A 2,148-nucleotide genomic window follows, 5' to 3' on the forward strand; every position below is an offset into this window, starting at 1 on the left:
GCGCCGCCCGCGTGGCGGCCGGCAGCCTCGCCCGCGCGCCGCGACCGGCCAAGGACGCGGCGCTGCTGGCCGCCGCCGCGGCGCTGCGGGCCCGGAGCGCCGGAATCCTGGCGGCGAACGAGGCCGATCTCGCCGGCGCCCCCGGCCTCTCCCCCGCCTTCAAGGACCGCCTGACCCTGACCCCCGCGCGGATCGAGGCGATGGCACAGGGGCTCGAGGAGGTCGCGGCGCTGCCCGACCCCGTGGGGCGGGTGCTGGCGGAATGGGACAGGCCGAATGGGCTGCGCATCCGCCGCGTCGCCCAGCCGCTCGGCGTCATCGGCATGATCTTCGAGAGCCGGCCGAACGTCACCGCCGATGCCGCCGCTCTGTGTCTCAAGTCCGGCAACGCGGTGATCCTGCGCGGCGGGTCCGAGAGCACCCGCAGCGCCGCCGCGATCCATGCCTGCATCGCGGAGGGCCTGCGCGCCGCCGGCCTGCCGGAGGCGGCGGTGCAGGTCGCCCCCACTGCCGACCGCGCCTTCGTCGGCGCCATGCTGCGCGCCGCGGGGCTGATCGACCTGATCATCCCGCGGGGCGGCAAGGGGCTGGTGACCCGGGTGCTGGAGGAGGCGCGGGTCCCGGTCCTCGCCCATGCCGAGGGGCTCTGCCACACCTATGTCCACGCCGCCGCCGACCCGGCCATGGCGCGGGAGATCCTGGCGAACGCCAAGATGCGCCGCACCGGCGTCTGCGGCGCGACCGAGACGCTGCTGATCGACGCCGCCATCGCGCCCGGGCTGCTGCCGGTGCTGGTCGCCGACCTCCGGGCGCTCGGCTGCGGCTTCCGCGCCGATGCCCGGGCGCGCGACATCTGCCCGGAACTGCCGTCCGCCTCGGCCGAGGACTTCTCCACGGAATGGCTGGGGTCGGTGCTGTCCATCGCGGTGGTGGAGGGCGTGGAGGCCGCGCTCGACCACATCCGCCGGCATGGCTCGGAGCACACCGAGGCGATCGTCACCGCGGATGCCGACGCGGCGCAGCAATTCCTCGATGGCCTCGGCAGCGCGGTCGGGATGTGGAACGCCTCCACCCAGTTCTGCGACGGCGGCGAGTTCGGCTTCGGCGCCGAGATCGGCATCGCCACGGGGCGGCTGCATGCGCGTGGTCCCGTGGGGTTGGAGCAGCTCTGCACCTACCGCTACCATGTGATCGGGACCGGACAGACCCGGCCCTGAAAGCAGCGGGGGAAACGGGGATGCGCCAGGCAGGCCGGCCGGCGAGGCCGCGCTGAGGACGCCGCCGGGTGCCTGGGGCGACAACCGCCGGGCGCGGATCGGCCTGCTCGGCGGCAGCTTCAACCCGGCGCATGGCGGGCACCGCCACGTGGCGGAGGTGGCGCGGCGGCGGCTCGGGCTCGACGAGGTCTGGCTGCTGGTCTCCCCCGGCAACCCGCTGAAGCCGCGCCGCGGCATGGCGCCCTTCGCGGAAAGGCTGGACAGCGCCCGCAAAATCGCCGATGGGCGCCGCGTTGTGGCGACGGATATCGAGGCACGCCTCGGCACCCGCTACACCGACGACACGCTGGCGCGGCTGCGCCGGCGCTTCCCCCGGGCCCGCTTCGTGCTGGTGGTGGGGGCGGACAACCTCAGCCAATTGCCCCGCTGGAAGCGCTGGCGGCGGATCGCCCGGACCACCCCGATCGCGGTCGTGCCGCGGCCGGGCGAGACGCGGGCGGCCCTGCATGGCCAGGCGGCGCGCGCCCTGGCGCGGCACCGGCGGCGCCCGGCGGCGCTGCTGGCAGGCCCCGTGCCCGCGCACGCGCCCTGGTGCCTGCTGCCGGCCCGGGAACATCCGGCCAGCGCCACCGCCATCCGTGCGGCGCGGGGCGAGGGTTTCGTATAAGCTCCGGCCGGCAACGGCCAACGACAACAGGAGGCGCAGATCGCGCGCACCCCGAAGGCCCCCGAGGGGGGCAAGTCCACCCCGCGGAGCCGGTCGATGACCGGCCCGTCCAAGCCATCCGCCCCGAAGTCCGCGGCGCCGAAGCCGCGTCCGGCCCGGCTTGCCGCCTCGCGCGCCGAGGCGGCGGAGGCGCCGTCCCGCGCGCCGAAGCGGCTGGCCTCGAAGCCGGTGCCGCGGCCCGAGCGGCCGGCCGGCGCCGAGCGG

2 protein-coding genes are annotated in these 2,148 nt (G+C 76.4%); both read left to right on the forward strand.

The window, feature by feature from the left end; translation table 11 throughout:
* The coding region (locus E2C06_RS36220; protein ID WP_133293351.1) for a glutamate-5-semialdehyde dehydrogenase at nucleotides 1-1,217 on the forward strand (1,217 nt) is incomplete at its 5' end.
* Between the two features lie 52 nt (nucleotides 1,218-1,269).
* Nucleotides 1,270-1,884, forward strand: coding sequence for a nicotinate-nucleotide adenylyltransferase (locus tag E2C06_RS36225; RefSeq protein WP_133293352.1), 615 nt, complete (start codon nucleotides 1,270-1,272; stop codon nucleotides 1,882-1,884).
* Nucleotides 1,885-2,148 lie beyond the last annotated feature (264 nt).

The organism is Dankookia rubra (assembly GCF_004355005.1).
Lineage (GTDB): Bacteria > Pseudomonadota > Alphaproteobacteria > Acetobacterales > Acetobacteraceae > Paracraurococcus > Paracraurococcus ruber_A.